The following is a 15315-nucleotide window of genomic DNA, read 5'->3' as shown; positions in this document are numbered from 1 at the left end:
TTAGTCTTGATTGAAAAAGACCACTAGGCTACCGCCCTTGAGAGAACTACCGTAATTTATGGTAAGCCCTATCCCTACGTTATCAACCCAATCATTGAGTAAGTCTGGGTCTAATAACCACCCTAAGCTTGCTTCGTAATACGAGTGTGTACCCAATGGGGCTGACGTATCGCCACCGACATCAATTCTTCGGACGCTAGAGTACATTGATGTGACATTGTCACGCCATGATATCAAGTCGTAAAAAACTTTAACTTCATTGGCGAGATACCACCCCTCAGGGTTTCCTACATCCCCTTCATTAGCTTCGCCCCAACCATAACCGTAGAAGTAGTGCCAACTTGAGCTTATCTTGAGCCGTCCCCAATCATGTAGATCTTGATAGGTGAGCTTTATATTCGGTTCGACAATATAGGCCCAAGCGTCTGTATTGACGATGAAACCATCCAATACACTGCGGTAAGGCTCTAGTATGCCACTTCGATAGTTATAGTCGTTACGATAGTAAGAAATGTGATTGCCAATGGCAGTGTTGACGCTCCAATGCTCGTCTAACTGATTCACGTTGGCAAACTCCAGATAACCCGAGACAACATATTCACTTAAGGCATCAGGGGCTGTGCCTGAGGATAAATCAACATCTTGGTCGATACTAAGAGCCGACAAGCGCAAGGTTAGTTCTTGTCGGTTATCTTCAATATAAGACGGTAATTCAATTGTGTAAGGTAAACTCAGCGCGGCGATATCTTTGCGTCGGCTGATTGATTCCGTCGTACCAATATTTTCGTTATCGATTTTAAAGACCTTATTTGGGTCAAAGTTATGAAAGCCGAATGTGAATACGTCCGAATCACTGAGGACAACGTTTGTTGCAAAGTTCTGTTCGAGATCTTTCCGCACAGCATCGTTTAAGCTCGTTGCACAAGCCAGCGATGGTATGAAAAACACAATAGGTAAGTACCGAAGATCCAAAAAGAAAATCCTCTATCAACAATCAATAAAACGGCAACAGCCAATAAAAACGGCGGCCGACTTTACCACTAGACTATCATTGCCCTCCACTGTTTTTCTTTATCGAAAACATAAGTTTCATTACACATATAGCTTTTTGTATGGATATAGATTATTGCTAGCGATTTACCTCTGCGATATCTCGCAATACATAAGTATTTCGACCACCTTCTTTAGCTAGATAAAGTGCATTATCAACCGCTTGATAACTACCCTCTATAGACTCATCACCCGTCGGGACAAATGTTAACACCCCCTGTGACACTGTAACTCTATCTGATACAGTTGAATGCTCATGTTTGAGGTTTATCTTCTCTAATGCTTCTTGAATCCGCTGAGCTTGTTGCTCTGCAAAGTTTCTGTCTGTATCACCGAGTATCAAAATGAACTCTTCACCACCATAACGCCCTACGTACTCACCGGCACGAACAAACAACTTTTTGAGGGTGCTGGCTAAAGCTTGCAGACAGTTATCGCCTTGTATATGGCCATAATTGTCGTTGTACGGTTTGAAGAAGTCGACATCGAGAAGGATGATTGTCATATGTGCTTTTCTACGACCATGCCATGCTATGCTCTCTTCAAGCTTAGTATCCATGTAACGGCGGTTGTAGAGCTTGGTTAATCCATCTTCATTTGCCTGTTGTTTCAGTAGCAAATTAAGCTCTTCTAACTTGGCGGTACTCTGTTTTAACTCTCGTCTCATCGCGGCAATACGCTGCATCGCAATAAGTTTAGAGTTCAGGACTACTTTATTTACAGGCTTAATTAGATAGTCATCACCACCAGCATCAATAGCCTTTGCAATCATTTCTGGTTCATCATGACCACTCAAGAAGATAATTGGGATCCAATCTGGAAATTGACGACGGATCTCTCTCGCCACTTCGAAACCATCCATATCCGGCATACTGATATCTAAAAGGACGAGTTCAGGATCAAACTGGGAGTAAATGTCTAAAGCCTCTTTGCCACTGCCTACCGCTTCAACTTCATGACCTATCTGTTTAAGACGAATAGCAAGCTGCATTCGATCTAATTGAACGTCATCGACAAGCAATATACGCATTGATGATCCCATTTCTGCCATTACGTCACCTTTATATTGTGTTGAACTATGAAAATAGCCTAAAACTGGCGCTAATTCATGCGGTCGTCTCTATATTATGTTGACTTTTTTACAGATCTTTTTAGCATTGTTTCTTTTTGAAGAGAAATACTATGTCAGACGCTACAAACAACGAGCAACAAGAAATCGATTTAACCACTATCTCTCCAGAGCTACGTCAAGTTATCGAATTTGATGAAGTGCCAAAAGAGATGCACAACATGGTTACTTCTATTCACGAGGTGTCTGAAGAAGCAGTACGCGAAGCGTGGGATAGCCTTCCAGCAAGCGCACAGAACGTTCTAGACAACTTCGAACAGTTCCACGCTCTAATCTCTGTAAGCCAGTCATTTGCTGGTATTAACGTTATGGAAGAGTTCCCAACTCTTAAACTGCCAGAAGGCATGACTGACGAAGATAAAGAAGAGTACCGCGCTCAACTTCTTGACCAAGTTCTTCACAACTGTGTGAAAGACATGGTTAAACAGATCAAGAAAGCTCGTCGTGATGCGATCTTGAAGCGTGATTTTAAAGAAGTTTTCACTAAGTAGTGAATTCAGGTTATCGATAAGTAACCTTCTGTTCTTTATAATAAAATAAAAAGCCGCTCCTATTGAGCGGCTTTTTGTTATTCATCGCAAATTGAATCTTTATATATGGTACTAGTATCACAGGTTCCTGTGTGACTATTTCATCCATTTACAAACAACATTTACATTTCAATAGATACTGGCTAGTGAGTCACTGCAATGTCACGCTGAGCGACACTCACACCTTTAATCTGTGCAAACACGCGTTGCCCTATCGTTAGACTCAACTCATCCAATGCCCACAAAGTGATGGTTGCCCACAAATAACAACCCGGTTCTAATTCAAGCTCGACGGCAACACTCTGTTTGTTATGCCCGTGTTGTTGTGTCTCTACTCTACGAATAATTGCTGGCAAGATGTTACGTATCGAAGTGCTTTGGGGCTGGTGTAGCGACAGGGATACATCGTTGGCACGAATCTGCAGCCTCACTGAGGCGTCAATTGGGTTATCGACCTGCTGAACCCAAAGTGAGGTTTTTTCACCTAGCGCAAGCCTAGACAGTGCATAGTCATCGTTGTGATCAACAATTTTCGCCTCAAACAGAGAGCTTTGCTCAGAAAATGATTGCCATGGCCTCATCGCCCTGGACGCCCATACTTGTTCGGTTTGCCCCGCAGATAGCACTTTGCCTTGGTCTAAGATTACTAGGTAGTTAGAGAGCCTTAGGATCTCGTTAAGGCTGTGTGTAACATAAACAATAGGGATTTTTACGCTTTCCGAGAGGTTTTCTAAAAACGGCATCACTTCCCGTTTGCGCGGCAAATCTAACGAGGCTAATGGTTCATCCATTAATAGAATACTTGGTTTAGACAACAGAGCTCGACCTATCGCGACTCGCTGCTTCTCACCCCCCGATAACTTTGCCGGGTATCGATCAAGTAGAGCTTCTAGAGATAAAAGACCGACGACTTTATCAAAATGTTTCTGGTCAGGCGTCTTAACACCATATTTCAAATTACTCGACACTTTCATGTGGGGAAAAAGACGGGACTCTTGAAAAACGTAACCCACTTGGCGCTTGTGAACTGGCAAATCGATCCCTTTAGCGCTATCGAATAAGGTTTTTCCGGAAACCTCAATCTGACCACTGTCAGGGTTCTTAAGCCCGCTAATGGCGTTAATCAAAGAGGTTTTACCCGCACCGGAACGACCAAATATCGCGGTAATGCCTTGGCTAGGTAGGGTCAGATCAACATCAAACTCAGTTTCACCAAGCTTCTGCTGATATTTGAGTATCAATTGGCTCATTGATTCCCCCCTAATTTATTTACTGTTTTTCGATTGAGCCACTCAGATAACATAAGAGAACCAAGGGCAATCGCTATGGAGATAGCACATAGGCGCGCAGCTTCCACCTCTGCACCAGGAGTCTCAATAAACGTGTACATAGCTAAAGGGATCGTCTGAGTTTCACCTGGAATGTTAGATACAAAGCTGATTGTCGCCCCGAACTCTCCTAAGCTACGAGCGAACGACAACATGATGCCAGTGATAATACCAGGTACCATTAATGGCAGAGTTATCGTAAAGAAAACCTTAATTGGAGATGCACCCAATGTCGCAGCCGCTTCTTCCAATTTACTGTCTACAGTTTCTAAGCTTAAGCGGATAGAACGCACCATCAACGGTAGAGCTACAACGATGCACGCAAGCGATGCTCCCTTCCAACTGAAGCTAAATACCACCCCAAACACATCATTAAGCCACGAGCCAATAAGACCCTGCCTCCCCATCATGACCAGTAGTAGATAACCGATGACAACTGGAGGCAAAACCAAAGGAAGATGAACAAGACTTTCCACCAAGCCTTTACCGATGAACTGTTTTTTCGCGAGTAGCCAAGCAAGACCGATACCAATAGGTACCAACCACAAAATAGCAAAGCCCGCGACCTTAAGGCTTAACAACAGAGCTTGATATTCGTAATCCGATAAATAAAACATTAATGCGTATTAAAACCGTAGCGCTCGAGGACTGACTTAGAAAATCCGCCCTGCATAAAGGTATAAAAGGCTTGCGTCGATTCACTACCGTTCAATTTCGCTACAGGGTAACGTATTGGAGTGTGTGATGACGCAGGAAACGTATCGACTATTGAAACATCATTAGAAAGCATAGCATCGGTTTTATATACGATACCAAGTATCGCTTCTTGTCTTTCAACCAATGCCAATGCCATGCGTACATTATTGCTCGGAGCAAGGCGAGTACGAACGCTCTGCCATACCTTCAATGCCTCTAGAGACTCTTTCGCATAGATACCAGCGGGTACCGACATAGTGTTGCCAACAGCTAGTCGTTCACCCTGTAGCGTAGCCTGCCATGTGGTTGCATCGTCAAGTCTGAACTGAGAATAGTCGGTATTGTCTGATTCCGATGAGATCAAAACCAGTTCATTGCCAGCCCAGTTAGTGACATTGTCACCTGACACATATCCCCTATCGACTAAGTGTTTCATCCATTTCTCGTTCGCCGCGATGAACACGTCGGCAGGTGCACCGCGTTCTATCTGGCGAACTAATGATGATGTACTTGCATACACAGGTGTAACATCAATATCGTTGTTCTTTTCAAATTCAGAGATCAGTTCATTAACGACGTTGGTCATTGAAGATGCGGCATAGACCTTAACGGAGTCTTGCGCAGATACCTGAAAAGCTAAAATAGCTAGTGCTGCCGTCAGCAATCGTTTTTGCATCACACTCTCTTTCACGTGATTATTTGTTCATTCTATTTTTTTGATGGTATTAAGTTCAGGCCACAACAAATCTAGCTTCATGTACTCTTCGATGGCGTCTGCGATCCGATCGATACCTTCTTCTTTAAGAGCGTGGTGGTCAACCGTCGCAACAGCGCTCGCACCAGCCCACTCACAAATCGAAGCTAGAACTTCACTGTTATCAAACAGACCATGGAGATAGGTGCCAAAGATCGTGTTTTCGCTATTAACTGCTCCATCAATAGCACCAGAGTCTAACTGTATCGGTATGTCCATTTCTTTGACTTGAGTCTTACCAACATGAATCTCATAACCTTTTACGTCGGATGCGCTTCCATTCAGAGTCAACTTCCCACTTACATTAGTCAGTGTCTTCTGTTGCGTCAAAACCGTCGTTGTTTCTAACAAGCCTAAACCAATAGAAGAGCCTGGTTGACCTTCCACACCGTCCGGGTCATCAATCGACTTGCCTAGCATTTGATAACCGCCGCAAATCCCGACGACCTTACCGCCGAGACGCAGGTGGCGTTGAAGATCTTTGTCCCAACCTTGTTCACGCATGTAGTCTAGGTCGGCACGAACTGATTTAGTGCCAGGCAAGATAATGAGATCTGCTTGATCTAAGCGTTCACCTTTACCAACATAACGCAGATCGATGTCAGGGTTTAGACGCAAGGTATCAAAATCTGTGTGATTACTAATACGGGTGAATACAGGCACCACAACTTTTAACTTCGCTTTACCGTTCGATTCTTGCGCTGTGGTGATCGCATCTTCAGCTTCTAGGTTAAAGCCATGCAGATAAGGCAAGACACCAATCACAGGCTTGCCTGTTTTCTGTTCTAACCAATCTAAACCAGACTCTAAAAGCTTAATGTCACCTCGAAAACGGTTAATCACAAAACCAACGACACGCTGTTGCTCAGATTCTGACAATAACGCTAAAGTACCGTATAGATGAGCAAAAACACCGCCTCTATCAATATCTGCAATGATAATCACCGGCACGTCTGCTTTCTCAGCAAAACCCATGTTGGCAATATCATTTTCACGAAGGTTGATTTCGGCTGGACTGCCCGCACCCTCAATCATAACGCTCTCATAGTCAGCCTGAAGACGATCGAATGAATCAATCACGGTATCCATGGCAACTTTCTTATAATCGTGATAACCAGTTGCTTCCATGTTGGTTAATGCACGACCTTGTAGAATAACCTGCGCACCTGTATCTGAATTCGGTTTAAGGAGTACTGGGTTCATGTGAACCGTCGGCTTTACATTACAGGCTTGAGCTTGAACAGCTTGTGCTCTGCCAATTTCCCCACTGTCTTCGGTCACCGCACTGTTTAGTGCCATATTCTGTGGCTTGAATGGGGCGACCTTAACGCCGCGTCGAGCCAATACGCGGCATAAACCTGCCACCAATACACTTTTTCCGGCATCCGATGTCGTGCCCTGAACCATAAGGGCCTTAAGTGGTGTCAACATGAAAACTGATTTCCTTCATTCTTAGACGCAAACAACCGCGCTTTTGTCTCTATAGTAGCGTTATTGATAATAAGATGCTCATGAAAATGAATGGAAAATGAATACGTTACTCACGCTGAATTCAACCCCAGTGTTGTTTAATAGCCTCATCGAAACAAAACGTTTCAACCAAACATAACCAATGAGGTATTTATTATGAAAAAAACAGTCCTAGCAATCGCAGCATCAGTTATCCTTACTCCAGCTATCGCTCTAGCCGATGGTCATAAAGACAACAACAGCGGTATCGCTTACACAGGCCCAGTAGAATCAACGACTATTGCGACACTACTTGAAAACACAAGCATGTTCTCCGAACAAGAAGCTATTGTAGATGGTAAGATCGTTCGCCAGGTTCGCAACGACAAGTTCATCTTCTCTGACGGCCAAAGTGAAATTCAAATCGAGTTAGATGACGATATCAAGCTAGCTCAACCACTGACCGCTGAAACACAAGTACGTATCTTTGGTGAATACGAAGGTGGCAAAACTCCAGAGATCGAAGTTGACCATATCCAAATTCTATAATCTCGACCGACTCTAATTAAAATGGCCTGCATATTGCAGGCTTTTTTGTATATACTGCCCTAAATACAAAAAATTGGAGTCACCATGCAGGGTTACGCAAAAAAAACGCTACTGATCGGATTAACCACGCTGTGTTCATTTGCCGCGTCGGCGAACAATTTCAACTACAACACTTTTGAAATCCGAATGGGTGCTAGCCCAAGTACATTTGGTGGCGAATTCACAACGTTATTTACCCAAAACGCACACTTCATCGGTCGTGTGGATACCGGCTTTGAAAGTGACTGGGATGCAGCAGGTGGCATTGGCTTCAACGGCCCGATTGGTCAGTTTGCTGACATTTACGGTCAAATGCTACTGCACAATATAGAACGCAATGATGATAACAGCTTTAAAACCGAAGTTAACGTTGGTGTGAAAGCATGGTTAATGGCAAACATCGAAGTTAATGCTCGCCTCGGTCAGCTTATCGATAATGATGGGACTAACTCTATCGTAGGCTTTGGTGCGCGTTTCCATTCAACAGAACAACTGTCTGTCGGTGTTGATATGCGTAACAACGGTACTTATGGTCACCAAGTGCTGATGTCAGCGCGATTTGGTTTCTAAGCTACTCTTGATTTTGTATGGTTTAAATCATTAATTTATTTAGATTTTTATCACTAAAAATCATGAGAAACATAAGCGATATAAATATTTAACGACTAAGCGATAAAATCACTTTACCGCAACATGGCGTACTGCTAATCTCTCACAAATTTTGCTGAGAGATGGAGTACCGTAATGGGTGGTAACAGCATATCGATAAAAAACAAACTGACTCTGATATTTGTTGTCATCATTTTCGCGATGACAATGATTCAGACTTACGTCACGGGTAAACAGCTGCTGAATGAGACGTACCGTTCAGTTCAACAATACTCAACCACATTAACGACTTCTAATGTATCGGGTATTGAAAAGTGGATTGAAGGCCGAATTAACGTAGTTAATGCTGCGAAAGACGCCTTCAAATACACAAGTTCACCAGAGAGCTACTTCACACAAAGTACTAACGCTGGACGCTTCCAAATCGCCTACGCCGGCCTTTCTGATGGCCGCTTTTTACAAGGTGTTGATCTCCCGGTACCAAAAGGCTACGACCCTCGCACCAGAGATTGGTACAAAGATCCAATGGCTCAAGGTCGTACCGTCGTGACAGAACCGTACTTAGACGTTGCTACCAATGAGCTGGTTGTTACCATTGCCTCCCCTTTTAGTACCAATGGTTATTCAGGCGTTATTGGTGCAGATTTGAATCTCACCGCACTGGTTAATGACATCGTTAACGTTGAGCAACCAGGTGTTTATGCGTTTCTAGTTGATGGTTCAGGCAAAATTGTTGCTCATAAAGACCGTTCATTGACGCTGAAATCTGTATCCAATATCTCCAACAACCTCTCTGCACAGAAGATCAAGTCGATCGCAAGTAGCTCGGACTTTGAAGAAATGGTCATCGGGGATTCAGAATCATTCCTTTCTGCACAAAAAGTACCTCACACGGATTGGTATTTCACTATCGTCATCGATAAAACTAAGTCTTTTGCGTCTTACCGCTCGTTACTGCGTCAATCGGCAATGTTTGGTATGATGCAATTAGTCGTTATTGCCTTCGTTGCTATGTTTGTGATTAAGAAAGCACTCGCGCCGTTGACTACCCTAAGTACAGCTATGGAAGCGTTATCGAAAGGCAATGGTGATCTTACGCAGCGTATTTCTGTGAACAGTAAAGATGAAATTGGAACATTGGCTTTGCATGTAAATGCCTTTATTGCCAAGCTTCAAGAAATTGTTCGCGATATTGCTCATTCATCAAGCCAGCTTAATGAACAATCAGAAGTGAGTACCAATGTTGCTCGCCAGACTAGCGATGGTTTAACGGTTCAGCTTAACGAAATCTCACAAATAGCGACTGCAGTGCACGAAATGTCGGCAACAGCAGAAGAAGTGGCGAACAATGCTCAGATGACTGCGGATTCAGCCATCAGCTCGACAGAGAACTGTGAGCAAGGAAAACGTGTAATCATCCGTAACCAAGAGTCAATCACGAGCTTGGCAGAGCAAGTCGAAAATGCTTCTGGGATTATTCAAGAACTGGAAAAGAACGCATTAGATATCAATGCTATTCTCTCAACGATTTCAGACATTGCAGAGCAAACTAACCTACTTGCTCTTAATGCAGCTATCGAAGCGGCTCGTGCCGGAGAACAAGGCCGCGGGTTTGCTGTCGTTGCAGATGAGGTTCGCGTACTTTCCCAACGTACTCACAGCTCAACTGATGAAATTCGTGAAATGATCGAAACGCTGCAGAAAAACAGTGTCTCTGCAGTAGAGTCTATGGAGCGCAGCCAAAATCTAGCGCAATCAAGTGTTGATGATGCGAATAATGCGACAGAAGCACTAGAGCAAATCGCGGCGTCAATTCAACAGATCTCCGATATGGCTTCGCACATATCTAATGCAGCATCAGAGCAGCGCACAGTAACAGGTGAAGTGAGTAAGAATATCCAACTTGTGAACGACGTATCTGACAAAATGTCGACAGAGGCAGACAACTCACGCCATCTGTCAGAAGAGTTGCGTGGTATTGCGCAGCAGCTTAACACTCAAGTACAACTGTTCAAATACTAAACCACTGCGCCACTAAATAAAAAATCCCGATAAGTTACACGCTTATCGGGATTTTTATTTGTATCAATCTTCCAACAAAATTTAATGAGTAATGATTACTTTTTAACTTTGTCTTGAACGTATTTCTTACTCACGTCTACTACCGCTACGTCTCTAAAGAAGCTACGACCCAATAGCAGTGGGTAAGTTAGGTGAGTACGGTCAGCCAATGTGAATTCCGTTTTATCTTTAAGATCACCAATCTGGATGTTAGCAACAATCACGGCACGGCGTTGTGTGCCTTCTGCACTTGACTGTTTAATCTTAACCCAGCGCTCAACCGGTAAGCTCACTTCTTGACTCTTAATGCCATCGTGTTCAATTTTGAACTTAACCCAGTCTTTGCCGTCGCGCTCGAAAGGAACGATATCAATAGCACTGATGGAAGATGTTGTTGCACCTGTATCAACGCGTGCTTTAAACGACTCTTCTAGACCAGGAACATAAACCCACTCTTCTTCCCCAAGAATTAACTTACCATCAGAGGTTTTCGTTACTTTCTCTGGTTTTTTAGGCGGCACTGGTTTCTTTTCTGGCTCAGCAGGTTTCTCGACTTTTTCTGGCTCTTTTTCAGGTTCAGTTACGGGATCTTTAGAAGACTCCCCGTCTTTTTCATCCGCTTTACTTGAATCGTCAACAACAGGTTGCTCGATTTGTGGTTTCTGCTCTGGCTCGACAGGAACTTGACTCGTCGTAGAACAAGCAACAAGGCCACCACTTAACATCAGGGTTATAATTGCTTTCCAATTGTACATTCAGTCACCATTTTATTTTGATACATTAGCGATTGCGTTAGCTACGTAAGGAATATGCGACTCTGAAAGACCTGCGATATTGATGCGACCGTCACCAACACCATAAATGCCATACTCTTCACGTAATTGATTCATTTGAGCTTCTTTAAAGCCTAGTACAGTAAACATACCTTTATGGCTTTCAATGAAGTCAAAGTGTGACGTGTTATAAGTATTTCGCAATTCATTGCATAATGTTTGGCGAAGATTTAGCAAACGGCCCTGCATCTCACTCAATTCTTGCTTCCAAATGCGTGTTAACTCTTGATTTTGAAGAATTGTTTTCACAAGTGCAGCACCATGATCTGGCGGCATAGTGTAAGTAGAACGAGCAAGAGTAAGAAGTTTACCTTTCGCGTTACCCACTTCTTGGCTGTTTTTACCAACGACGATTGCAGCGCCCGTTCTTTCACGATACAAACCGAAATTTTTCGAGCACGAAGTTGTGATTAGCATCTCTTCAACATTGTCTGCCATGAATTGAAGACCTTTCGCATCTTCTTCAAGACCATCACCAAAACCTTGGTAAGCAATATCAACAAACGGTAGGAAGCCATTCTTCTGTGATAGCGCGGTGATTTCCTGCCATGCTGCAAAGTCGATGTCAGCACCCGTTGGGTTATGACAACAGCCATGCAGTAGCACAACATCATTAGGACCCGCTTGTGAAAGCTCTTCGAGCATTCTTGCCGTATCAACCTGTTTTGTTTCAGGGCTAAAGTAAGAGTAGTGCTTGACTTTAAGTCCTGCCGCTTCCATCACAGGTTGGTGATTCACGTAACTTGGATTAGAGATCCAAACCGTTGTATCTGGCTGCGCGACTTTCATAAGATCACCCAGCATGCGCAGAGCACCACTCGCACCTGGCGTTTGAATAGCGGCGACACGATCCATTGCTGAAGTTCCTTTCAACAACAGGTCGATCATACTTTGGTTAAACTCTTCGCAACCCGCTAGGCCAACATAAGCTTTGGTTTTCTGGTTTTCAACAACAATATCTTGTGCCATTGAAACGGCCTTCATAATTGGTGTCTCACCTTGGTTGTTGCGGTAAACACCAATGCCGAGGTCGACTTTGTTCGGACGTTCATCGCCACGGTAAGCCACAGAAAGAGAGAGAATTGGATCTAAAGTTGGTTTTGGTAGATGTGAAAACATGAAAGTCACAACCCTTTGAAATTCAAGTAATGAGTTTTACGTTAACATTATCATAGTCAAATCAGAAACATTTTTTATTAGAACCGCTTAGTTAGCATAAGTAATCTGATAACCGTCGATTTATCGAACAATTTCGTTGATAGATTGAACGCCGTTTACTTGTTCTTGAGCTGCCCTAATCATTTCACATTAGCAATGTAGCTATGGTGCGCTCTGTTTAAATTGCCTTGGCGTCATGCCAGACCATGCCTTAAAGCGTGTACTGAAGTTTGCTGCATTTGGATAACCCACTATCTCACCGATATGTTGTATTGACCAATCACTTGAGCGAAGTAGTCGTGCTGCATACTCCATTCTCATACGCATTAGGTGAGTCATGGGGCTATGGGAATAGTAACGCTGGCACAACCTATGAAAATGTGGTTCAGAGCATGGAAACAAGTTCGATAACTCCTGAACATTCCACTCTTTGTGCAGCTGCTTTTGAGCTGTGTCGAAAACTCGCTCTAAACGGATTGCGTTTCTATCCAATTGCTGTGGAATCGGCGCATTAATCAGAGCTTCGATTTGAGCAACGCTGTGAATAGCAACCGCACCACCAAGCTCAATGGGAAGTGAAATACTTCGAAGCAAGGTATGTATGCAAGAAGCGACGACTTCTGCTGCTGGCGTCAAAGTATATAAGATATCATTATCAATATTTGTCCACCGCTTATCTGGGGACAGGAAAATCCATGCTATCTGCCAAGTCTCTTCCTCAATCCCAAAACCATTTTCAACGCCAGCCGGTACGGTAATACATGATCCTGGCTCAAGAATGTAACGACACACCCCACTCTCTAGCCACCCTTTGCCACGTACAGTAAACAGCAACATGTGCTTTTGTTGATTCTTACGATAAACAGAAAAAAAATCTCTGCAGGAGGCTGTACCGCACTGAACAATCCCAAGCTGTTCAAACGCCAATACGTAGCTTTGATCGACAAACTCTTGGTGGGTGGTATCAGATATTTCATAGCGCTCTTGTTTTTCGCTCATTGACTGACCTAATCCCATGTTTACGTCATTCATACCAAATGGAGAGTTTGACAAAAGTTAATGATGACTACAGAAAATACAGCTAAATAAAATCTAGATAAACTTCTTGCATATCAACTAGCAAGGAATTGCGATGCGCTCTACATATCGTCATTTAGACAAAGAATTTTGGCAAAAGCTGATACAAATCGGATTGCCTGTCTCACTTCAAACCATGATGTTTTCATTACTCGGCGTTATCGACATCTTTATGGTTAACCAATTAGGTGATGCCGCAACAGCCGCAGTCGGTGTGGGCAATAGAATCTTTTTCTTCAACCTAATTATGGTGTCGGGAATTAGTGGGGCGGTAAGCGTGCTAGCTTCGCAATATTTTGGAGCCGGTGATTTTAATGGCATTCGTCGCACGCTGGCGCAATCATGGGCGTTATCCATCATCGCTATAGTGCCATTTGTTGCGGTTTATTTATTGGCTCCTGAATCAGTAGTATCTGTTGTGGCCTCAGATCCTGATTACGTTCAACAGGCAACGGACTACCTTTGGATAACAGGAGCCAGCCTTATCGGCACCGCTATCGTCGTACCATTAGAAAGTGCCCTTCGATCTGTTGGCGAAGCCAAGCTACCCACTAAGATCAGCATCTTTGCCATCTTGGTCAACGCTGTGCTCAATGCGCTTCTCATTTTCGGCTTATTCGGTTTCCCAGAACTGGGCGTAGTTGGCGCCGCTGTCGGCACCACTGTGTCAAGGTTTGTTCAGACTGTCGCACTACTTGTTTTGGCGAAAAAACATTACGCCCATCTTTTTCCAACACTCAGCAACTGGCAAGATGCCATAGTTGTTAAACATAGGAAAAAGTACCTAACTATTGCTATGCCAATGCTCATCCACGATACAGCTTGGGCTGGTGGCTTGCTGATTTACAACATCATAGTGGGCCAAATGGGCGTCGGTGAACTGGCTATCATTTCACTACTGTCACCTGTCGAAAGCATATTGATCTCAGCCTTTATGGGATTTGCCGTTGCAGCTTCTATCGTTCTAGGTAACGAAATAGGCGCACAGAACTATCAAAGAGTCGAGAACACGGCTTGGGGCTATGTATTAGTCAGTTGCGGGCTTGCAATAGTACTTGCACTTCTCTGCTTTATCGCAAAACCAGTGATTGTTTACCTAGTACAACTCACACACTTAGAGTTAAAAGAGACTGCGGTAAACGTCACTTTGGTGATTGCACTGGGTATGATTCTACGAGTTTTCAATATGGTTGGTATTGGAGGCGTACTGAAAAGTGGTGGTGATATTAACTACAGTATCTTTATCGACCTGTTTGGACAATGGGCGATCGGCATACCACTCGCCTACTACACAGCACTGGTTTTGGGCTGGCCGTTAGAATGGGTGATGTTGATTGTTTTACTTGAAGAGTTGGTCAAAATCGCACTCACAAGCCAACGCATTCAATCGAAGAAATGGATTAACAATCTCATCGAAGAGCAACCAAGAGCGACAATGTAGTCGGGGGAATAACTAAAAAACTCACACCTAAGGGCTTCATTTGCAGTTTAGGCTGCGGATAAGCCCTTATTTCTTCGATTAAGCGAGAAAAGATTAAATGTCAGTGAAACGATGAATTATCTGGTTAGAACTACCACGCCAATCCAACATCGGATCGGCTTTATCTTGCTCAAAACGGCCATCAATTAAGGTATCAATATAGCTCAACACCTCTTTCTGCTTTTCGTCGAGTTCATCTAACTCATAACCCGTCCACATCCAAATATCTTTGTTTTGGCATTCACTTTTAACGCGCTTAACCAGTTTCAGGACATCAGCCACATTCGCTGGATGCAAAGGATCACCACCAGACAGAGAAAGCCCACGACGCTTGATTCGCTCATCGTTAAGATCGGCAATAATGTGATCCTCAAGCTCCTGAGTGAACAGGTGACCAGAGTCTAAGCGCTGTGTTGACTGATTATAACAGCCACGACACTGATGAACGCAACCAGACACAAACAGTGTACAGCGTGTACCGGGACCATTTACGACGTCGATTGGATGATATTGATGATAATTCATAGAGTTGCCGATATTTAGGATAAGACCGCTTGATTCAAACGACTAAAC

15 protein-coding genes are annotated in these 15315 nt (G+C 43.6%); 5 read left to right on the top strand and 10 right to left on the bottom strand.

Features of this window, described 5'->3' with window-relative positions; translation table 11 throughout:
* Together VFDL14_RS05695 and VFDL14_RS05700 are read right to left on the bottom strand one after the other, a co-directional pair.
* The gene (locus tag VFDL14_RS05695; RefSeq protein ID WP_050487461.1) at positions 1–981 is read right to left on the bottom strand and encodes a Solitary outer membrane autotransporter beta-barrel domain; all 981 of its coding nucleotides are present in this window, start codon (positions 979–981) and stop codon (positions 1–3) included.
* Positions 982–1129: 148 nt separating this feature from the next.
* Positions 1130–2101, bottom strand: a complete 972-nt coding sequence (locus VFDL14_RS05700) for a diguanylate cyclase (RefSeq protein WP_235201750.1) — start codon at positions 2099–2101, stop codon at positions 1130–1132.
* Between the two features lie 131 nt (positions 2102–2232).
* On the opposite strand from VFDL14_RS05700, the gene VFDL14_RS05705 reads away from it, so the two are divergent.
* Entirely contained in the window at positions 2233–2670 is a 438-nt protein-coding gene (locus VFDL14_RS05705; RefSeq protein ID WP_032552518.1) for a DUF3069 domain-containing protein, read from the top strand.
* Positions 2671–2852: 182 nt separating this feature from the next.
* Here VFDL14_RS05705 and modC read toward each other — a convergent pair whose 3' ends face one another.
* Genes modC through VFDL14_RS05725 form a run of 4 tightly spaced genes read right to left on the bottom strand, consistent with a single transcriptional unit; the run spans position 2853 to position 6918 of the window.
* Positions 2853–3959, bottom strand: coding sequence for a molybdenum ABC transporter ATP-binding protein ModC (gene modC, locus VFDL14_RS05710; RefSeq protein WP_032552517.1), 1107 nt, complete (start codon positions 3957–3959; stop codon positions 2853–2855).
* Positions 3956–4654 carry a molybdate ABC transporter permease subunit gene (gene modB / locus VFDL14_RS05715; RefSeq protein ID WP_032552516.1) on the bottom strand — a complete coding sequence of 233 codons (699 nt, stop codon included), beginning with the start codon at positions 4652–4654 and terminating at the stop codon, positions 3956–3958. Before modB ends, modC begins: the two co-directional genes overlap by 4 nt.
* Entirely contained in the window at positions 4654–5409 is a 756-nt protein-coding gene (gene modA, locus VFDL14_RS05720) for a molybdate ABC transporter substrate-binding protein (protein ID WP_032552515.1), read from the bottom strand. Before modA ends, modB begins: the two co-directional genes overlap by 1 nt.
* A gap of 27 nt (positions 5410–5436) precedes the next feature.
* Positions 5437–6918: a cobyric acid synthase gene (locus VFDL14_RS05725; RefSeq protein WP_032552514.1), complete on the bottom strand. Its 1482-nt coding sequence runs from the start codon at positions 6916–6918 to the stop codon at positions 5437–5439.
* Between the two features lie 195 nt (positions 6919–7113).
* Between VFDL14_RS05725 and VFDL14_RS05730 the strand changes: the two genes are divergently transcribed.
* The 3 genes from VFDL14_RS05730 (at position 7114) to VFDL14_RS05740 (ending at position 10155) form a co-directional block, all read left to right on the top strand.
* Positions 7114–7485 (top strand): YgiW/YdeI family stress tolerance OB fold protein, encoded by a 372-nt coding sequence (locus VFDL14_RS05730; protein WP_032552513.1) that lies wholly within the window; start codon positions 7114–7116, stop codon positions 7483–7485.
* An 84-nt stretch (positions 7486–7569) separates the two neighbouring features.
* Positions 7570–8094 carry a hypothetical protein gene (locus VFDL14_RS05735; protein WP_032552512.1) on the top strand — a complete coding sequence of 175 codons (525 nt, stop codon included), beginning with the start codon at positions 7570–7572 and terminating at the stop codon, positions 8092–8094.
* Between the two features lie 174 nt (positions 8095–8268).
* Positions 8269–10155, top strand: coding sequence for a methyl-accepting chemotaxis protein (locus tag VFDL14_RS05740; RefSeq protein WP_032552511.1), 1887 nt, complete (start codon positions 8269–8271; stop codon positions 10153–10155).
* Positions 10156–10250: 95 nt separating this feature from the next.
* Here the strand turns inward: VFDL14_RS05740 and VFDL14_RS05745 are convergent, their stop codons facing one another.
* The 3 genes from VFDL14_RS05745 to VFDL14_RS05755 all read right to left on the bottom strand — a co-directional run bounded on the left by VFDL14_RS05745 (position 10251) and on the right by VFDL14_RS05755 (position 13184).
* The gene (locus tag VFDL14_RS05745) at positions 10251–10949 is read right to left on the bottom strand and encodes an ATP-dependent zinc protease (RefSeq protein WP_032552510.1); all 699 of its coding nucleotides are present in this window, start codon (positions 10947–10949) and stop codon (positions 10251–10253) included.
* A 12-nt stretch (positions 10950–10961) separates the two neighbouring features.
* On the bottom strand, positions 10962–12146 hold the full coding sequence (locus tag VFDL14_RS05750) for an amino acid aminotransferase (RefSeq protein ID WP_032552509.1): 1185 nt from the start codon (positions 12144–12146) through the stop codon (positions 10962–10964).
* A gap of 201 nt (positions 12147–12347) precedes the next feature.
* On the bottom strand, positions 12348–13184 hold the full coding sequence (locus VFDL14_RS05755; RefSeq protein ID WP_032552935.1) for an AraC family transcriptional regulator: 837 nt from the start codon (positions 13182–13184) through the stop codon (positions 12348–12350).
* A 133-nt stretch (positions 13185–13317) separates the two neighbouring features.
* On the opposite strand from VFDL14_RS05755, the gene VFDL14_RS05760 reads away from it, so the two are divergent.
* Positions 13318–14703, top strand: a complete 1386-nt coding sequence (locus tag VFDL14_RS05760; protein ID WP_032552508.1) for an MATE family efflux transporter — start codon at positions 13318–13320, stop codon at positions 14701–14703.
* A gap of 93 nt (positions 14704–14796) precedes the next feature.
* Here the strand turns inward: VFDL14_RS05760 and nrdG are convergent, their stop codons facing one another.
* Positions 14797–15267 (bottom strand): anaerobic ribonucleoside-triphosphate reductase-activating protein, encoded by a 471-nt coding sequence (gene nrdG / locus VFDL14_RS05765; protein ID WP_032552507.1) that lies wholly within the window; start codon positions 15265–15267, stop codon positions 14797–14799.
* Between the last annotated feature and the right edge of the window lie 48 nt (positions 15268–15315).

Source organism: Vibrio fortis, from assembly GCF_000695685.1.
GTDB classification, from domain to species: domain Bacteria; phylum Pseudomonadota; class Gammaproteobacteria; order Enterobacterales; family Vibrionaceae; genus Vibrio; species Vibrio fortis_A.
This window is presented reverse-complemented; position numbering and strand designations above follow the sequence as displayed.